Annotated in this window: 17 protein-coding genes and 1 tRNA gene; 9 read left to right on the forward strand and 9 right to left on the reverse strand. The window is 65.0% G+C overall.

The genetic code is table 11. The features are described from left to right. Nucleotides 1-109: 109 nt before the first annotated feature. On the reverse strand, nt 110-1420 hold the full coding sequence (locus EJO69_RS04235) for an ISL3 family transposase (protein WP_126037853.1): 1311 nt from the start codon (nt 1418-1420) through the stop codon (nt 110-112). A gap of 194 nt (nt 1421-1614) precedes the next feature. Further along, nucleotides 1615-3117 (reverse strand): glutamate--tRNA ligase, encoded by a 1503-nt coding sequence (gene gltX / locus EJO69_RS04240; RefSeq protein WP_126039621.1) that lies wholly within the window; start codon nt 3115-3117, stop codon nt 1615-1617. A 55-nt stretch (nt 3118-3172) separates the two neighbouring features. Between gltX and EJO69_RS04245 the strand changes: the two genes are divergently transcribed. Continuing rightward, complete coding sequence (locus EJO69_RS04245) at nt 3173-4312, forward strand: MalY/PatB family protein (RefSeq protein ID WP_126039623.1); 1140 nt, start codon at nt 3173-3175, stop codon at nt 4310-4312. 39 nt (nt 4313-4351) lie between these two features. Here EJO69_RS04245 and EJO69_RS04250 read toward each other — a convergent pair whose 3' ends face one another. After that, complete coding sequence (locus tag EJO69_RS04250) at nt 4352-5476, reverse strand: baeRF11 domain-containing protein (RefSeq protein WP_126039625.1); 1125 nt, start codon at nt 5474-5476, stop codon at nt 4352-4354. Nucleotides 5477-5600: 124 nt separating this feature from the next. Beyond that, entirely contained in the window at nt 5601-6371 is a 771-nt protein-coding gene (locus EJO69_RS04255; protein ID WP_126039627.1) for a fumarylacetoacetate hydrolase family protein, read from the reverse strand. A gap of 298 nt (nt 6372-6669) precedes the next feature. On the opposite strand from EJO69_RS04255, the gene EJO69_RS12290 reads away from it, so the two are divergent. Beyond that, the gene (locus EJO69_RS12290) at nt 6670-6816 is read left to right on the forward strand and encodes a hypothetical protein (RefSeq protein WP_164519867.1); all 147 of its coding nucleotides are present in this window, start codon (nt 6670-6672) and stop codon (nt 6814-6816) included. On the opposite strand, the gene EJO69_RS04260 is transcribed toward EJO69_RS12290, so the two are convergent. The 3 genes from EJO69_RS04260 to EJO69_RS04270 form a co-directional block, all read right to left on the reverse strand. Further along, on the reverse strand, nt 6813-7745 hold the full coding sequence (locus EJO69_RS04260) for an Abi family protein (protein WP_126039629.1): 933 nt from the start codon (nt 7743-7745) through the stop codon (nt 6813-6815). The genes EJO69_RS12290 and EJO69_RS04260 overlap by 4 nt on opposite strands. Nucleotides 7746-8155: 410 nt before the next feature. Next, nucleotides 8156-8240 (reverse strand) — tRNA-Leu (locus EJO69_RS04265). A gap of 44 nt (nt 8241-8284) precedes the next feature. Further along, on the reverse strand, nt 8285-8749 hold the full coding sequence (locus EJO69_RS04270; RefSeq protein ID WP_126039631.1) for a peroxiredoxin: 465 nt from the start codon (nt 8747-8749) through the stop codon (nt 8285-8287). Between the two features lie 68 nt (nt 8750-8817). Between EJO69_RS04270 and EJO69_RS04275 the strand changes: the two genes are divergently transcribed. From EJO69_RS04275 to pntB, 3 genes are all read left to right on the forward strand, one after another. Continuing rightward, the gene (locus EJO69_RS04275) at nt 8818-9936 is read left to right on the forward strand and encodes a hypothetical protein (protein ID WP_126039633.1); all 1119 of its coding nucleotides are present in this window, start codon (nt 8818-8820) and stop codon (nt 9934-9936) included. Nucleotides 9937-10011: 75 nt separating this feature from the next. Beyond that, nucleotides 10012-11532: a Re/Si-specific NAD(P)(+) transhydrogenase subunit alpha gene (locus EJO69_RS04280; protein WP_126039635.1), complete on the forward strand. Its 1521-nt coding sequence runs from the start codon at nt 10012-10014 to the stop codon at nt 11530-11532. A gap of 1 nt (nt 11533) precedes the next feature. Then, nucleotides 11534-12961, forward strand: coding sequence for a Re/Si-specific NAD(P)(+) transhydrogenase subunit beta (gene pntB / locus EJO69_RS04285; protein WP_126039637.1), 1428 nt, complete (start codon nt 11534-11536; stop codon nt 12959-12961). Between the two features lie 127 nt (nt 12962-13088). Here the strand turns inward: pntB and EJO69_RS04290 are convergent, their stop codons facing one another. Continuing rightward, nucleotides 13089-13367 carry an acylphosphatase gene (locus EJO69_RS04290; protein ID WP_126039639.1) on the reverse strand — a complete coding sequence of 93 codons (279 nt, stop codon included), beginning with the start codon at nt 13365-13367 and terminating at the stop codon, nt 13089-13091. A gap of 181 nt (nt 13368-13548) precedes the next feature. On the opposite strand from EJO69_RS04290, the gene EJO69_RS04295 reads away from it, so the two are divergent. Further along, nucleotides 13549-14121: a protein-L-isoaspartate O-methyltransferase family protein gene (locus tag EJO69_RS04295; protein WP_126039641.1), complete on the forward strand. Its 573-nt coding sequence runs from the start codon at nt 13549-13551 to the stop codon at nt 14119-14121. Here the strand turns inward: EJO69_RS04295 and EJO69_RS04300 are convergent. Beyond that, the gene (locus tag EJO69_RS04300; protein WP_126039643.1) at nt 14091-14426 is read right to left on the reverse strand and encodes a hypothetical protein; all 336 of its coding nucleotides are present in this window, start codon (nt 14424-14426) and stop codon (nt 14091-14093) included. The genes EJO69_RS04295 and EJO69_RS04300 overlap by 31 nt on opposite strands. 47 nt (nt 14427-14473) lie before the next feature. Here EJO69_RS04300 and EJO69_RS04305 point away from each other — a divergent pair, with 47 nt between their 5' ends. The 3 genes from EJO69_RS04305 (at nt 14474) to EJO69_RS04315 (ending at nt 16516) form a co-directional block, all read left to right on the forward strand. After that, nucleotides 14474-15004, forward strand: a complete 531-nt coding sequence (locus EJO69_RS04305) for a DUF4916 domain-containing protein (RefSeq protein WP_126039645.1) — start codon at nt 14474-14476, stop codon at nt 15002-15004. Then, entirely contained in the window at nt 15005-15370 is a 366-nt protein-coding gene (locus EJO69_RS04310) for a DUF3054 domain-containing protein (protein WP_126039647.1), read from the forward strand. It abuts the gene before it with no gap. 63 nt (nt 15371-15433) lie between these two features. Further along, nucleotides 15434-16516, forward strand: a complete 1083-nt coding sequence (locus EJO69_RS04315) for a PLP-dependent transferase (RefSeq protein WP_126039648.1) — start codon at nt 15434-15436, stop codon at nt 16514-16516. The last annotated feature ends 44 nt before the right edge of the window (nt 16517-16560 follow it).

The raw sequence follows: 16560 nt of genomic DNA on the forward strand, positions 1-16560 counted from the left end.
GATAAGACTCTACCGGCTCCAGAATTTCTTGGCAAAAAACAGGAGGGTGAAGGGCATCACTGCCGTGGTTTTTCGTCGATCCATAGCCGTTTCAAGCAGTTTCTGGGGCTCATCCGATTTCAGGGTGTAGTTGGGGTCTGAATCCGCCTGCTTCCAGCAGGCTGCGGGCGACGTAGTTGGCGAGGTTGCGGAATCCGAGGGCGGAACCGCGGAGGTGCTCGAGCCTGCCGTTGATGGCCTCGGTCGGACCGTTCGACGTTCCCGGGTGGTCGAAGTACGCCAGGATGTCGCCGGCACGGCGTTTGAGCGTGCGTCCGAGCGTGATGACCTCACGGAGTGCCTTCGGCACCCCTTTGCTGATGTTGGCGATGAGCCTTGTCATGATGCGTTTGCCCTCGGCCGGGTCGGGATGCCGGTAGGCTGCTATGACCTCTTGGTAGACGCACCAGGTCGCTTCGACTTCGGCGTGGCGCTCATCGGTGAAGGCGACCATGAGCCTGGTCCGCTGTTTGTCCGTGAGCAGGTTGTCTCCGGTGTGCAGGGTTCGGCGGATGCCGTAGAGCGGGTCACCGGAACGGCCGCGGTGCCCGGTAGTCTCCTGCTGGATGCGCTGGCGGGTCCGGTCCAGGGCGTCCCCGGAGAGCTGGGTGACGTGGAAGGGATCCATGACCTCGATCGCGTCGGGCAGTTCGGTCTCTGCTGCGGTCTTGAATCCGGTGAATCCGTCCATCGCCACGACTTCCACGTTGTCCCGCCAGGCTTGGGGCCTGGCCTGAAGCCAGGCCGTGAACACGGCTTTGGAGCGGCCTTCGACCATGTCGAGCAGTCGGGCCGTCCCGGTCTTGTCCCGGGCTGGGGTGAGGTCGATGATGACGGTGACGTACTTGTCGCCCTTACGTGTGTGCCGCCACACGTGCTCGTCAACACCGATGACCTGAACCCCGTCGAACCGGTCAGGCTTGGCGATGAGCACACGCCGTCCCTCGGCGATCACTGCTGTGTTCGCGGTATCCCAGGACACGGCGAGACTCTCAGCGACACGAGCCACGGTCAGGTGCTGGCACACGATTCCTTCGAGTGCCCAGCGCAGTCCTGTGCGGGAGAGTTTCGCGCGGGGTTCGGCTGCAGTGCTCATATCCTGTCGCCACACGTGACCGCATTCTGTGCACCTGTAGCGGCGCACGCGCACGTGCAGAGTGGTCGGCCGCCAGCCCAACGGCTGGTGGGCAAGTCGGCGCACGAGGGTGTCGCGGGGAATCCCTGGGCATCCGCAGCGGTGGCACCAGTCATCCGGCTCGGTCACGGTGCAGGAGATGATCGCGCGATCCGGTGTCAGCGACTGGCCAACAGCACGTAGGCCAAGTCCGTCGAGTCCGGTGAAAGTCGTGAGGTCAGGGGCAGTGAAGGTAGGCTTGAGCATCGAAGGCCTTGTGGTGAGGAATCGGTTTCTAGACAATTCCCATTCTCACCACGAGGCCTTCTTCAAACCCTTACGACACACCTACCCCTGTCGGATACTTCACTACACCCTCAATCCGGAAGAGCCGTTTCTGGGCCCGGAGCGGTCGGGACTCTGTAGGGGTGTCCAGTCATCGCCCGGACACCCCCACAGACTCAGGATTCGGTCGCCACCGACTCACTGGCGAGGTACTCAGACAGCCTCGTCAGGTGGGCGATCGTCCGCTCGCGGCCAAGCAGCTCCATGGAGTCGAACACCGGCAGCGACACGTTCGATCCGCTCACCGCGACGAAGAGCGGGGCGAAGGCGATGCGGGGCTTGAGGCCGAGGTTGTCGATGACGACGGTCGACATGGTCTCCTTGATCGACTCCGCAGTGAAGTCCTCCAGCTCGGACAGATGCGTGATCGCCATGGCCAGCACCTCCGGGGCGGATTCGCGAAGCTTGCCGAGCGCCTTCGGGTCGTACTCGATCTCGTGGACCTCCTTGAAGAGGAACTGGATGAGCGGGCCCGCGTCCGAGAGCGTGTGGACGCGCGTCTGGGCGAGCGGTGCGGCAGCCTTGACGACCATCTGCTCATCGGCGGTGAGCTCGTCGAATGACGAGGCGGAGACGACATCGCCGAGGAAGGGGACGATCCGGCGCGCGAAGTCATCCGGGTCGAGGCGCCTGATGTGCTCGGCGTTGATCGCGATGGCCTTCTTCTCATCGAAGCGGGCCGGGTTCGGGTTGACGTCGGCGATGTCGAACGCCTCGACCATCTCCTCGACCGTGAAGATGTCATTGTCGGGGGCGATCGACCAGCCAAGCAGTGCCAGGTAATTGACGAGCCCCTCGGGGATCATCCCCCTGTCGCGGTGGAGGAACAGGTTCGACTGCGGGTCGCGCTTCGACAGCTTCTTATTGCCCTCCCCCATGACGTACGGCAGGTGGCCGAAGGTCGGGACCTCCCGGGCGATACCGAGCTCGACGAGAGCCCTGTAGAGGACGACCTGGCGCGGAGTGGACGACAGCAGGTCCTCCCCTCGGAGCACGTGGGTGATCTCCATGAGGGCATCATCGACCGGGTTCGTCAGCGTGTAGAGCGGCTGGCCGTTGCCGCGGACGATGACGAAGTCGGGAATCGAGCCGGGCGAGAAGGTGATCTCCCCGCGGACCGCATCAACGAATGTCACGTCCTCGTCGGGCATGCGGATCCGCAGAACAGGCTGCCTGCCCTCGGCGCGAAACTCCGCCTTCTGCTGCTCGGTCAGGTCACGATCGTGGCCGTCGTAGCCGAGCTTCGGGTCGCGTCCTGCGGCACGGTGACGCTCCTCGACCTCCTCGGGGGTGGAGAAGGATTCATACGCGTAGCCCCCGTCGAGGAGCCTCTGCGCGACGTCGGCGTAGATGTCGAGCCTCTCCGACTGGCGGTACGGCCCGTGCGGGCCCCCCACCTCCACACCCTCATCCCAGTCGAGACCGAGCCACCTCATCGCCTCGAGCAGCTGCTGGTAGGACTCTTCGGAGTCGCGCAGAGCGTCGGTGTCCTCGATGCGGAAGACGAAGGTGCCGCCCGTGTGACGGGCATAGGCCCAGTTGAAAAGGGCGGTGCGGATGAGGCCGACATGGGGCGTGCCCGTCGGAGAGGGGCAGAAACGAACGCGAACATCTGTCATGGGACAAGCCTACAGCGGCTGTCCCGGTTTGCTCGGCGCCGCTTAGGGTGGAGACATGTTCGACAGCATCACACCCGAGACCCTCCGAGCCGCAGGCTCGGTCAAGTGGACAGCGTTCCCCGACACAATCGGCATGTTCGTGGCCGAGATGGACTTCGGGGTTCCGCCCGTCGTCTCGGAGTGCCTGCGGGCCCGCGCCGACAGCGGGGCCATGGGCTACCTTCCGACTCACGTGGCCGAGGACCTGAGGGAGGCGACGGCGGAGTACATGGCGAGCAGCTTCGGATGGGCGGTCGAGCCATCCTCCGTCTACCTGTTCCCCGACGTGCTCGCAGTCCTCCGCGAGACGCTCCGGCGCCTGGTTCCAGAGGGTCCGATCGTCGTTCCGACCCCGGCCTACATGCCGTTCCTCACGCTCCCCGCCGAGGAGGGCCGCGACCTCATCGAGGTGCCGAGCCGCGTCGAGGGAGGCCGCTGGGTGCTCGATTATGACGGGATCGATCGAGCGCTGTCGGGCGGCGGTCTCTTCGTTCTGTGCAACCCCTGGAACCCGGTCGGCAGGGTGCTCGAACGGGATGAGCTCACCGCCATCGAGGAGATCGTCGCGAGGAATGGGGCGACCGTCTTCTCCGATGAGATCCACGCCCCCCACGTCTTCGACGGGACCCACATCCCCTACGCCAGCCTCTCCGACCGGGCTGCCCGGCACACCATCACGGCGACATCGACGTCGAAGGGCTGGAACACACCCGGGCTCAAGTGCGCCCAGATGATCGTCGAGGGGCCTTTCCGGGAGGCGATCGCCGCGCCCGCGGGCCTCGTCGAGAGGCAGATCAACACGATCGGCGTCGAAGCCGCGACGGCCGTCTACCGGGACTCGGGCGACTGGCTCCAAGCCGTCAAGGCGGAGCTCGACCAGCGGCGGAGGAGAGTCACCGACGTCATCAATACCATTCCGGGACTGTCGACCGTCACCCCCGAGGGCACCTACATCGCCTGGATCGACGCATCGGACCTGGCTGACCGCGTCGAATCTCCGGTCCGGCTCTTCCGCGACCACGGAGTCTCCCTCACCGATGGCGCACAGTGCGGTGAGGGCTACGAGAACCACCTCCGGCTCATCTTCGGCACCACCGGTCCGATCCTCGAGGAGGCCCTCGCACGGATGGCGGCTGCGGTCGCCGGGCTGGACTGATCTGGAGGCTGTTCGCTCAGCCTGCAGATCAGCCGACAGTCACAGGGGGTGGCGCAGCAGAGCCGCGACGAGGCCGCCGCCCGGGATGTCGTCGGCCCGCACGGCAAGGACTCGAGCTCCGGTGCGGAGGGCCCGCCGTGCGATCTCATCGCCGATGCCGTAGTCGTGAGCATCAGCGGTCTCGGCGAAGGTCAGCCCGCCATCGGCCTCGTCGAGGAGGCCCGCCTCCTGATTGTCGATGTCGACAAGGAGAGTCTCGACGGCACCGTAGGTGACCGCCCTGGCGATCTCGGCCGTATCGTAGGCAACGCGGTCGCGCGGATAATTCTCGCTCAGATTCTCGCGGACCTGGGCGATCTCGTCGGCGTAGATCCCGTCGAGCACGAGGCGCGCCGCGCTGGCCAGCTCGGTGACCTCGACGTCGTCAGGATTGCCGTCGAGACCCTGACTCGCCAGGCTCGTCGTCGACGAGACCGAGCGGTAGATGCTCGCCAGCGGCTCTGCGGCGGCGAGGATGAGCGGCCGCTCTCCCCCGCCGAGGAGCGGCCGCACCGCCTGATCAACGATCCGTGCGTAGTGCGTGAGCCGCACCCGCTTGGCGTCACCTGACGACGGGCGATCGAACGAGCTTCGATGGGGGTCATCGAGGCTGCCGACGGCATCCTCGAGGCTCGCCGGCATATCGGGCACCTCGACGACGACTGGCGGCGAGTCGGCGGTGATCTCGATGAGCCGCGCGGCCTTCTGGGACAGTGCCAGGACGAGGGCCGTGTGCGGGAAGGTGACGGCTCGCAACAGCGGCTTGATGTGGAACCGATCGGAGACCTGCACGGTGGCGGTCAGCTCATTCGGGAGGCGGAAGGTCACGACATCCTCTCGGGTGAGGAACACCGCCAAGGAGTGGGACAGGTAGGTCCAGAACCTCGCATCAGAGGTCAGGGCCTCAACGTGCCCGACGATGGCCTCGATGTCCGGGCGGGACAGACCCGCCTTTGACAGCTGGCCGGCCGCCGCATCCGCGGCGTTGCGCAGCTCGAGACGGGCGACCTCGTTCTCCTGCGAGACAGGGGAGGTCGGCACATAGATGGAGACGCAATACTCTTCTCGCGCAGCGGCGAGGCGCTCGATGTCAGCCGCCGTGGGGATGTCGGTATGCAGAGCCATGGTGGGGCCTCCTTCAAGGAGGGTCAGGGTGGCTCGCGCCACCGGTGGACAGCCGCTCCTGACCCACACATTACGCGCAACGCCTGACCCCGACCAGCGTTTCGGGTCGCCGGATCCTGGACCCTCAGCCTTCGCGCAGTTGATTGCTGAGCGTGCCGAGCCCGTCGATCTCGATGTCGACCGTGTCGCCCGGGCGGATCGTGCCCACGCCTGCGGGCGTGCCGGTGAGGATGACATCACCCGGGAGCAGCGAGAACGCATGGGAGATGTAGGAGACGAGCTCCGGCACGGGCCTGATCATCTGTGAGGTTCGGCCGTCCTGCTTGAGCTCGCCGTTGACGCGGGTCCGAATGCCGACGTCGGTCGGGTCGAAGTCAAGGTCGATGACAGGGCCGAGTGGGCACGACGTGTCGAAGCCCTTCGCTCTCGACCACTGCTCCTCCTCGCGCTGGATATCGCGGGCGGTCACGTCATTGGCGATCGTGTATCCATAGATCACGTCATCGACCCGCTCGATCGGCACGTCCTTGCAGGGTTTGCCGATGACGACAGCGAGCTCTGCCTCGTAGGAGATCTCGCTGGACCATGACGGCTTGACGATGAAGTCATCGGGTCCGATCACGGATGTGTTCGGCTTGAAGAAGAGGAGGGGGTTCTCAGGCGCGGTCGATCCCATCTCCTCGATATGGGCGGCATAGTTCCTGCCAACGGCGACGACCTTGGAGCGAGGGATCACCGGGGAGAGAACTCGAGTCCCCGCCATGGGCACGCGCTGGCCCGTCGTGTCGAGACCTTGGAAGATCGGATCGCCGGCGAGGATGACGTATTCGTCCGTATCGCGGTCGACGATCGCGTAGCGGGGGCCTGCCTGGAGTGAGATACGAGCAATCTGCATGGCCTCAGCCTAGCCCGGGCGAATGCCATCGACCGACTGATCCGCCCTCAGCGGCAGGCGCAGATCCGTTTCCCGAGCAGCCGTTCGGTTTCGTCGCCGGACGCTGGGTCCCATTTCGCCATAAACAATCACCTCTTCACATCAAGAGCAGGCTATCGCGAAGAAATACAGTCTTGTATTCAACTGCGAGTTAATATCACTTGTCCACTTCCCTTTCTGCGGTGACGTTCGGAGGCATGGACAGACATACAATGCTCAACTACTGGGCACTGATGGGAATCCACTAGACGAGGACCACATGACGCTCCAAGCCATGCGCCAGTCGCCCAAGGTGGCGTGGCTGTGCGACGTCGCCGAGGAGGCCAAGGGCCGCTTCCATGCCTGGGAAGCAGAACACCACCCCGACGCCGTGGCTGCGCTTGATCTGGTGCCGTTAAGAGACTAGATAAGTAGGTCGCGGGCGAATTGCCCATACTTCGCGGGGCTCGCGATTCCTTGAGCTAGCAGACGATTCTCTTGCAGGATTGGCTCGACCTTATGCGCGAGCCACGAATCTGCTATGCCAGTCTTGGTAGCGACGTCATCAAGGGCAACGAAGATCTTGTAAATCGAGTGATCCGTGAAGGGGCGATAGTTCTTCTTCGCACGAGTCGCAATGTTGGGGAGCAAGCCAGGAACATCGAGCACTGAATGATTCCACAGCTTTGCGCAATGGGCGATTCTGTTTCGAAGGTACACAAACGATCGGACCTGGCTGGGCAGAGTCTTCCTTGAAACGCTCATCGAGCCTGCGAGTGAATCCAAGACGCCTGACTCGGCGGATGCTTCGATAAGTCGAGATAGGCTTCCGAAGGAGAACGCTTCCACTGCGACCCAAATAGGCATGCGAGCGTAGGCGTCGGGCGAGTAGTGATTGCCAACCTTGATCTCATCACGATAGTGGGCGACGAACGTCTCTTTGCTCCTATCGAGGTTACGCAATACGTATTCCTGCACGAGCTCATCGTCAGGGTCACGAGGTTGGGTGAATCCTTCTCCGTGGGCGAATGCGCCTATTGCTGATACGTGCTCAGCGTAGTGATGGGCGAAGCGAGTTCGGAGCAATACTTCTATTGGATGCAATACTTCATCGCACACCAGGACAAGAGCTTGCTCAGCCTCATAGAGCTGTCGCACCTTTTCGAAGTTCGCTCCTTCGATAAAGCGGTTGTCGCCGGCTCCGGGCTGTCTCTGCCAGTAGCGGAAGTATCCAGATGCCCGGTAGTAGTTGACGCGGGACAAGAACTCAACGGCAGAATCAGGATCACGAACTTCTAATCCACGCTTCTTGAGCAAGTCAACCTGCTGCTCGTAGCTCAGCCAGCTCTTGCCCATTCGCTCTCCTGGAAATGAAAGGCCCCGGTCATTTATGCGTCACCCTATGAAACATAGGGGAGTGGCCTGACCGGGGATCTATCACAATCAATGTAAGCGAAGAATCGTGGCGGGTCAATCCAATGTCCACTGGTTGACCAATGTCCCGCGCGAGTAGGCCGGCCATGGCTGCCATACCCGCCCGCAAAGCAACTCCCTATTGGCGTAAGCCTTTGGCTCTCTGCGTCTCGCGCCGGGCAGTTTCTTGGATGCGGCGTCCATCATCTCGGCGGCGCCTGAGACTCGCGCTGCGTCGTCGTGTGTGTAGTACGGCCCGGCGGGGGCGGGGGAGCAATGGGGGGGAGTAGGCGCGATTCGCGTCCTTGAAAAAGTGTTCCCCGGCCCTCACTTCGCGTTGAGCTACCGGGGAATGGTGCGCGAGGCGGGACTTGAACCCGCACGTCCGAGGACACTGGAACCTAAATCCAGCGCGTCTGCCAATTCCGCCACTCGCGCGCGAACATTCAGGATAGTCCACGACGCAGTGCCCGGCCGAACTGCTATCCGAGGATGTTCTTCGCCACCCGCGCGACGTGGCCAGTCGCCTTGACGTTGTACATGGCCTCGGTGATTGTCCCATCCGGGGCGATGACGAACGTCGAGCGGATGACGCCGACGACCGTGCGGCCATAGTTCTTCTTCTCACCCCAGGCGCCGTAGGCCTCGAGGACCTCGTGCTCAGGATCGGAGCCGAGCGGGAAGTCGAGCAGCTCGGCATCTGCGAACGCCTGGAGCTTATCGATCGGGTCGGGAGAGATCCCGATGACGCGGTAGCCGGAGTCGGCGAGCCTCGCGTCCCGGAAGTCGCAGGCCTCCGTCGTGCATCCCGGCGTCATCGCCTTCGGATAGAAGTAGACGATGACGCCCTTGTCTGCGTCTGTGAGGAGGTCCGCGAGCGCAACCGTCCCGGTCGGTGTGTCGATGGAGAAGTTCGGTGCCTGATCGCCCGGCTGAAGTCGTGTCATTGCTCGATTCTATCCGCGCCCGGCCGCGGGTCAGCAGAATCCGCCGGAAGCTGATTAGGATGCGGGTGATGACAGCACGACACCTGCCGGAGGATGAGCCGTTCTTCGCTCAATGGAAGCAGCGGGGCGCCAGGCCGCGGACCCTCACCTCATCAATCGCGCTTGCCGAGCTCCTCTCGATCACCCCACCGCCCTCGCTGGCGGTCGTCGGCTCGAAGGGGAAGGGCACCGCCGCCGCGGCGGCATCGATGGCCCTCACCGGTGTCGGGCTGACGACCGTCACCATCACCTCGCCGGCCTTCCGCTCAAACCGCGAGCGGATCAGGGTCGATGGGGCCGAGCTGTCTCACGACGAATTTCTGAGACTTTCGGCACATCTATCACGTCTTCTGCCATCCCTGCCAGCGGAGCATTACCTCTCTCCCTCGGGAGCGTTCACGATGATGGGGGCGTGGTGGGCCGGCGAGGTCGGCGCGGACGTCCTCATCGTCGAGGAGGGCATGGGTGGGGCGACCGATGAGGTGTCCCTGTTCGACCACACCGCCCTCGTCGTCACCCCGATCTTCATCGAGCATGCGGGGATCATCGGCGATGACCTGGCCGCAATCGCCGAGAACCTCGTCGGAGCCGGCTCGGACAGCGTCCGGATCCTCGGCTCGGCACAGCAGGATGCTCTCGTGGATCGCCTCGTCCGGAGCGCCGCAGAGTCCTGGGGAGCCGGCATCGTCGACGCGGTTCCTCTGCCGCACCGGAACCCTCTTATCGGCGAGAACATGGGCGTGGGGGCGGCTGTGGGCGCGGCTCTGGCCGAGCATCTCGGTCACACACCGACAGCCTTTCGGATGCCGACGCTGCCCGGCCGATCCTCGCTCCACGAAGGATCCTCGGGCCGGTGGTTCGTCGACGCGGCGATCTCGCCCGCCGGCGTCGCGGCCGCACTCGACGCCTCACCGCTGCACGAGCCGACCATCATCGCCTCGTGGCCGGAGTCGAAGGACCGTGCCGGTTGCAGCGCTCTCGTGCCGAATGCGATCCATGTGCGCGTGCCCGGGCTGCCCTATCCCGATGGCCTTCCGCTCCTTGCGGACGTGGCGGGAGAGCTCGACGGCGACGTCGTGGCGCTGGGAACGATCTCCTTCATCGCCGAAGTCCTCGATCACCTGAAAGTCCCGACCGGCTTGTGGTAGGACACAATCCCCATGCGTGCCCCATATGACCGGATATTCTTGAACTCGTCAGTGTCTTTATTGAAGGGATTTACTGTGCGAATTGGCGTACCGGCCGAACAGGGCCAAACCCTGGTCGCGGCCACTCCCGACACCGTCGCCCAACTGATCAAGCTCGGCTACGACGTTGCAGTCGAAACCGGGGCCGGAGCTGAGGCGCAGTTCCCGGACGAGCAGTACATCAGTGCGGGTGCCCGGATTGTCGAAGCCGAGGAGGCCTGGTCCTCCGACATCGTGACCAGCATCAGGCCGCCGGCCGAGCTGGAGCGGATCCGCCGCGGCGGCATTCTCATCTCGAAGCTCTCCCCGGGCGCGAATCCCGCGCTCGTCGAGGCGCTTGCCGAGCAGGGTGTGACGGCGATGGCGATGGACGCCATTCCCCGCATCTCCCGCGCCCAGTCGATGGACGTGCTCTCCAGCCAGGCGAACGTCGCCGGCTATCGTGCCGTGGTCGAGGCCGCGCACGCCTTCGGACGGCTCTTCACCGGCCAGGTCACGGCCGCCGGCAAGGTCCCGCCCGCCAACATCTACGTCATCGGTGCCGGCGTCGCCGGCCTCGCCGCGATCGGCACGGCGGGCTCGATGGGCGCGGTCGTCCGCGCGACGGACATCCGCTCCGAGGTAGGCGAGCAGGTCGAGTCGATGGGCGCCGAGTTCGTCGCCATCCCCGCCCCTGCCCAGGAATCCTCCGACGGCTACGCGAAGGAGATGACCGACGCTCAGGCGGAGGCCGCCGCCACGCTCTACGCGGAGCAGACCGCGCGCGCCGACATTGTCATCTCGACCGCGTCGATCCCGGGCCGCCGCTCCCCCATCCTCATCACAGCCGACATGGTTGACGCGATGAAGCCCGGCTCCGTCATCGTCGATATGGCCGCCGCCGGCGGCGGCAACTGCGAGCTGACCGAGCCCGGCCGGACGATCGTGACCGAGAACGGCGTGACGATCATCGGCATCGAGGATCTCGCGGCCCGCCTGCCCGCCCAGTCCTCTCAGCTGTACGCGCAGAACATCGTCAACTACCTCAAGCTGCTCACCCCAGAGAAGGACGGCCGGGCCGCGATCAACTTCGATGACGTCATCATCCGCACCGTGACGGTGGCCGATGCGGGGCAGGTCATGTGGCCCCCGCCCCCGATCCAGGTCTCTGCCGCCCCCGCACCGAAGGTCGTCGACCCGGCCCCGGTGGCCGAGGAGGCACCCGCAGCGGGCGGTCTCAAGAAGTCGACGATCTGGCTGGCGCTCGCCGCCGTGCTCGGCGCAGCCCTCGTGCTCGTGAGCCCGGTCGGGATGACGGGGCACTACATCGTTCTCGCGCTCGCGGTCATCGTCGGTTTCTACGTCATCACGAACGTCACCCACGCCCTCCACACGCCCCTTATGAGCGTGACGAACGCGATCTCCGGCATCATCATCGTCGGCGCGATCATCCTCATCGGCTCAGGCAGCTGGGTCGTGACGATCTTCAGCTTCATCGCGATCGTCATCTCGTCCATCAACATCTTCGGCGGTTTCGCCGTCACTCACCGCATGCTCGGCATGTTCAGGAGGGCATGACATGGATGCTCAGAATTTCGTTGTACTCGCCTATCTGGTCGCCGCGCTCTTCTTCATCAACGCGCTGCGCGGGCTGTCCAAGTACGAGACCGCCCAGTCGGGCAATACGTCGGGTGCGATCGGCATGGGCATCGCCCTCGTCGCGACCATCTGGCTCGCCCTCGACTCCGATCCGGCGCGCGGCGTCGCCATCACCCTTATCCTCATCCTCGCGGCGCTCGCGATCGGGGCCGTCGTCGGCCTGCGCGTGGCGAAGAAGGTCGAGATGACGGAGATGCCGCAGCTCATCGCGCTGCTGCACTCGTTCGTCGGTCTCGCCGCCGTCCTCGTCGGCTTCAACACGTTCATCACCTCTGCGGGCGAGAGCGGCCCGGGCCACGCCTTCCACATGGGCGAGATCTTCCTCGGCATCTTCATCGGCGCCGTCACCTTCACCGGCTCGATCATCGCCTACCTCAAGCTGTCGGCGAAGATGAAGTCGTCCGCCCTCACCCTGCCGGGACGCAACCTGCTCAACCTTGCAGCCGTCCTCGTCTCGGTCGGCCTCATGGTGTGGTTCATGAACACCGCGACCCTCGGCGAGGGCCTTGTGCCCCTCATCATCATGACGGTCATCGCCCTCGGCCTCGGCCTGCACCTCGTCGCAGCCATCGGCGGCGGCGACATGCCGGTCGTTGTCTCCATGCTCAACTCCTACTCGGGTTGGGCCGCGGCCGCCGCCGGCTTCATGCTGTCGAATGACCTCCTCATCATCACCGGCGCCCTCGTCGGCTCCTCCGGTGCGTTCCTGTCCTACATCATGTGTAAGGCGATGAACCGCTCCTTCATCTCCGTCATCCTCGGCGGATTCGGCCAGCCCACCGCGGCGGCCGCGGAGCGGGACTACGGCACCCACACGGAGACCACGGCGGATGAGGTCGCGTCGATGCTGGCGAACGCCAAGAAGGTCGTCATCACCCCCGGCTACGGCATGGCAGTCGCCCAGGCCCAGTACCCGGTCGCGGACATGACGAAGCGACTGCGCGAGTCCGGCGTCGATGTCACCTTCGGCATCCACCCCGTCGCCGGCCGCCTTCCGGGCCACATGAACGTCCTCCTCGCCGAGGCGAAGGTCCCCTACGACGTCGTCTACGAGCTCGACGAGATCAACGAGGAGTTCTCCGATGTCGACGTCGTCCTCGTCATCGGCGCCAACGACACGGTCAACCCCGCCGCTGAGGAGCCCGGCTCGCCCATCGAGGGCATGCCCGTCCTCAAGGTGTGGGAGGCGAAGAACGTCATCGTGTTCAAGCGATCCATGGGCAACGCCGGCTATGCCGGTGTCGAGAACCCGCTCTTCTTCGCCGAGAACACCCAGATGCTGCTCGGCGATGCGAAGGCATCGGTCGACTCGATCAACGCAGAGCTGACCGTCTCAGCGACCAGCTGACTGTCGGCACTCGACGACGACACGTGGGGCGCCTCGAACGAGGCGCCCCATTGCTGTCGGTATCCGAGTTCCTCTTCCACCCAGCGGGCGCGCACTGACCGGGGCAGGAGATCGCGCATGGATCCCGTCAGGGCAGGAGATCGAAGTCCGTGACGTCCGCATAATCGCTTGGATGGCGCTCCACGGCGTGGACGTTCGCCACGAGAGCCGCAGGCGGACCCGAGGAGCACCAATCGAGCATCTGGGCGACGGCCGAATCGTCGCCGATGATGAGCGCACGCACGGTTCCATCGCGGGCGTTGCGCACCCATCCGCGAAGCCCGAGCTCTCGCGCTCGCCTGACCGCAGCGAATCTGTACCCGACCCCCTGGACGCGTCCGGTGATGGTGGCCTCTGCCGCTCTCATGCGCCCCACCTCCCTCCCGCTCGACACAGACACTATCGCGCCGCCGACGCGTCCGCATTGATCCCTCCGAGATCATCCACGGCGGGAGGTCTGCCTGCGAGCCCTCTCGCGGCAGGTCACCTCCACTCTCGACAGCGGCCGGGACGGGCGATAGATTCCGAAGAGAGGTCGAGGAGGGGCGATGAGCGAGCGGCACCGCGTGATCGAGGCGATGACAAGGCGTGATCGGACGCGCTTCCTACCCGAGCATGCCAGACGGTCTGCAGGGCTCGATTACCCGATCAGCATCGGCCATGGCCAGACGAATTCCCAGCCCTCGACCGTCGCGGACATGATGGTGCTCCTCGACGTGAGGCCGGGCCACCACGTGCTCGACGTGGGGTCGGGGTCGGGATGGTCGACGGCCATCCTCGGTGACCTCGTCGGCCCCACGGGCACGGTGACGGGGACAGAGATCGTCCCCCAGCTCGTGGAACGCGCCCGGAGCGTACTCGCCGAGGAGAGCATGCCGTGGGTGACGATCCACGATGCCGACCCGGAGGGTCTGGGATGGCCGGAGCTCGCCCCCTACGATCGGATCCTCGTCTCAGCCGAGGCGGCACGCCTTCCGATGGCGCTCGTCGATCAGCTCGCCGTCGGCGGCATCATGGTCATTCCCGTCGCCGGGACGATGCTGCGGATCGTCAGGCGGACGGACGGCCCACAGGTGACAGAGCACGGGCTCTACCGCTTCGTGCCCCTCATTGGATCCTGACGCCTGCGGACCTCTCGCCAGAGCAGGATCGAGACGACGAGGACAAGGGTGATGGCGATGATCATGGGCGCGATTCCCCACGTCGTGGGGGTGATGAAGCCGGTGAGGAGGACTCCCCCGGCCCACCACGCCAGATCTGCCCGCGACGCACCTCTGGAGGCGGCAGCTGCTCCTGCGAGCGAGAAGAGGACGGCGATGAAGAGCACGGGCGGAAAACCCGCCTGGATCGCCACAATGATTCCCACGATCGAATACCCGACCGCCGTGATCGCACCGGCCCAGTAGAGGCGACGAATGTTCTCCATGCGCTGACAATCTCATAGTTTCCTGGAAGTGCTGGCACAATCGAGGCGTGAGCGATATTGCATCTGGAGATATGGGGCCCTGGCTGTCGCCTGAGGAGCTCGAGTTCGTGCGGCGTCGCGTGCCGTTGGTCTACGTCGACATCGTCCCGATCCGCACGGACGAGGTCGGCAGGCTCGAGTCGATCGGGCTTCTTCTCGAAGCCCAGAACGATGGCATCTCGCGCGCACTCGTCTCGGGTCGAGTGCTCTACCACGAGTCGATCCGCGAGGCGATCGCCCGGCACCTGGAGAAGGATCTCGGGCCGATGTCGCTGCCGCAGCTGCCCTCGACGATCACACCCTTCACGGTGGCGGAGTACTTCCCCACCCCGGGCTCCGACAAGTTCGATGAGCGCCACCATGCCGTCTCCATGTGCTACATCGTGCCGGTCATGGGCGAATGCGATCCCGCGGCGGACACCCTCGACGTCACGTGGTTCTCGCCGGGTGATGTCCGCACCCCTGAGCTGCAGGCGGAGATGAATGAGTCTCATGCCCAGATCCTCCGGCAGGCCCTCGCGCACATGAGCGCGCTCTGAATGAGAGCCTTTCTCGCCGATCTCGCCCTGACGGCAGCCTTCGTCGCTGTCGGCCTCGCCTCGCACGACGGCGCGTTGGCCGACTACCCGCTCACGGCCCTGCCCTTCATCATCGCCCTCGTCGCGGCGTGGGCGATTCCCCGTGTGTGGCGGGAGCCCGCCTCGCTGGCCTCGGGGGCGATCGTCTGGTCGGTGACAACGGCCGGCGGGCTCGGCCTGCGTGCGCTCATGGGTGACGGACTCTCCGGAGCGTTCCCGATCGTCACAGCGCTTGTTCTCGCAACCCTGCTCCTCGGCTGGCGGATCGCCGCGCGTGTGGTCGAACGGCACTCCACGGGTGACCCGCATTCTCACCAGGGAAGATAACTCGGACAAATCAGGCTCCTCCTCCCCCGGAGTCGCTACGGTGTCCGAGAAGGAGGAGCCCCTATGACTCTCACGACCTATCTCGCTCAGCTCGGCAATCGCCGCGATCCCCGCACCGGTGCGATCAGCATGCCGATCCACATGTCGACGACGTTCGAGCATCCGGAGCTGGGCCGATCAACGGGCTTCGATTACACGAGGACGAACAATCCGACCAGGCAGGTCCTCGAGGAGGGCCTCGCCGTTCTCGAGGGCGGCACCCACGCGGTCGCCACGAGCTCGGGCATGGCCGCCATCCAGCTCGTCTTCGGCCTCTACCCCGCGGGATCGCGGTTCCTCGTCACACGGGACGTATACGGCGGCTCCTACCGGTACTTCCGCCACCTCGAAGACTCGGGGCAGGCGACATTCGGCTTCTTCGACACGTGCGAGGAGCTGGAGTCCGTTCTCACCGACGAGGTGACGGCGGTCTTCATCGAGACACCGACGAACCCGCTCATGAAGGAGATCAGCATCAGGCGTGTCGCTGAGCTCGCCTCGCGGGTCGGTGCGCACACGATCGTCGACAACACATTCTTCACGCCGCTGCGCCAGAAGCCGCTCGACGAGGGTGCCACCATCTCACTCCATTCGGCGACCAAGTACCTGACCGGCCACAACGACCTGCTCGCCGGAGCCGTCATCACGGGCGATGAAGAGCTGGGCGAAAGACTTCGCTGGTTGGCGAACACGACCGGGCCGACGCTGTCGGCCTTCGACTCCTGGCTGTTCGTGCGCTCGCTCAAGACTCTCGCGGTCCGTCTCGACCGTCAGGAGGCGACGGCCCGCGAGGTCGCCGCCGCCCTCGCCGAGCATCCTGGCGTGAGTGAGATCTTCTACCCCGGCCGCGGCGCCATGATCTCGTTCACCGTGCAGGATCGTAGCCGGATCGGCGCGATCCTCACGGGGCTGACCGTCTTCACCTACGCCGAGAGCCTCGGCGGGGTCGAGAGCCTCATCACCCATCCCGTCACCCAGACGCACGCGGACATCCCGGTTGAGATCAGGGAGGCCTACGGTCTGAGCGACGACCTGCTGCGTCTGTCGATCGGGCTTGAGGATCCTCGATGTCTCATCGAGGATCTCGACCGCGCACTATCGCTGTAGAGGGCTCGTTCCCGCCACTGTCGCTGCAGCGGGAACATGCCCGC

The sequence above is a fragment of the Flaviflexus salsibiostraticola genome (assembly GCF_003952265.1).
GTDB classification, from domain to species: Bacteria; Actinomycetota; Actinomycetes; order Actinomycetales; family Actinomycetaceae; genus Flaviflexus; species Flaviflexus salsibiostraticola.